Below are 1,815 nucleotides of genomic sequence, written 5' to 3'. Positions count from 1 at the left end.
GTTTTTCAATGCAAAAATGGGTTAAGAATGAAGAAGAAGCTCAGAAGTTTGACATCATTAAGAAGAATTCTTGGCTCCGAGTTCGTGGAAATGTGGAGATGAATAATTTCACACGCGATTTGACCATGAACGTGCAGGATGTGCAGGAAGTTGTTCACTATGAGCGGAAGGATTTGATGCCAGAAGGTGAGCGTCGGGTTGAGTTTCATGCTCATACCAACATGTCGACCATGGATGCTCTACCAGAGGTAGAGGAGATCGTTGCGACAGCTGCTAAGTGGGGGCACAAGGCGGTTGCCATCACCGACCATGGAAATGTTCAATCCTTCCCACATGGCTACAAGGCAGCTAAGAAAGCTGGAATCCAGCTGATCTATGGAATGGAAGCCAATATCGTGGAGGACCGTGTCCCTATCGTTTATAACGAAGTGGAGATGGACTTGTCAGAAGCGACCTACGTGGTCTTTGACGTTGAAACGACGGGACTTTCAGCTATCTATAATGACTTGATTCAGGTTGCGGCCTCTAAGATGTATAAGGGGAATGTTATTGCCGAATTTGATGAATTTATCAATCCCGGACATCCATTATCAGCCTTTACTACTGAGTTGACTGGTATTACAGATGATCATGTCAAAAATGCCAAACCACTGGAACAAGTTTTACAAGAATTCCAAGAGTTTTGCAAGGATACAGTCTTAGTAGCCCACAATGCTACCTTTGACGTTGGTTTTATGAATGCCAACTATGAGCGTCATGGTCTGCCTAAGATTAGCCAGCCAGTCATCGATACGCTGGAGTTTGCTAGAAACCTCTATCCTGAGTATAAACGTCATGGTTTGGGGCCTTTGACCAAGCGTTTTGGTGTGGCACTTGAACACCACCACATGGCCAACTACGATGCGGAAGCTACTGGTCGTCTGCTTTTCATCTTTATCAAAGAGGTAGCAGAAAAACATGGTGTGACCGATCTGGCTAGACTCAATATTGATCTAATCAGTCCAGATTCTTATAAAAAAGCTCGGATTAAACATGCGACCATTTATGTCAAGAATCAAGTTGGTTTAAAAAATATTTTTAAGCTGGTTTCTTTGTCTAACACCAAGTATTTTGAAGGGGTGCCACGGATTCCGAGAACGGTTCTAGACGCCCATCGGGAGGGCTTGATTTTGGGGTCGGCTTGCTCGGAGGGTGAAGTTTTTGACGCTGTCGTTTCCCAAGGTGTGGATGCGGCGGTTGAGGTGGCCAAGTATTATGACTTTATCGAGGTCATGCCACCGGCTATCTATGCTCCCTTGATTGCTAAAGAGCAGGTCAAGGATATGGAGGAACTCCAAACTATTATCAAGAGTTTGATAGAGGTTGGGGACCGTCTTGGGAAGCCTGTTTTGGCTACGGGAAATGTCCATTATATCGAACCGGAAGAAGAGATTTACCGTGAAATTATCGTCCGTAGTTTGGGCCAGGGGGCTATGATTAACCGAACCATCGGTCATGGTGAACATGCCCAACCAGCTCCTCTTCCGAAAGCTCATTTTCGAACGACTAATGAGATGTTGGATGAATTTGCCTTCTTGGGCGAGGAATTGGCTCGTAAATTGGTTATTGAAAACACCAATGCCTTGGCAGAAATTTTTGAGCCTGTTGAGGTCGTTAAGGGTGACTTGTACACGCCTTTCATCGACAAGGCTGAAGAAACGGTTGCCGAGCTGACCTACAAGAAAGCTTTTGAGATTTATGGAAATCCGCTGCCAGATATCGTTGATTTGCGGATTGAAAAAGAATTAACTTCCATTCTGGGGAATGGATTTGCCG

Annotated in this window: 1 protein-coding gene; it reads left to right on the top strand. The window is 45.0% G+C overall.

Translation table 11 applies throughout. The features are described from left to right. Positions 1-1,815, top strand: a 1,815-nt coding sequence (locus GMD4S_RS12000; RefSeq protein ID WP_000409010.1) for a PolC-type DNA polymerase III, incomplete at both ends; no start/stop codon positions are given.

It is taken from the genome of Streptococcus sp. GMD4S, assembly GCF_000296955.1.
This window is presented reverse-complemented; position numbering and strand designations above follow the sequence as displayed.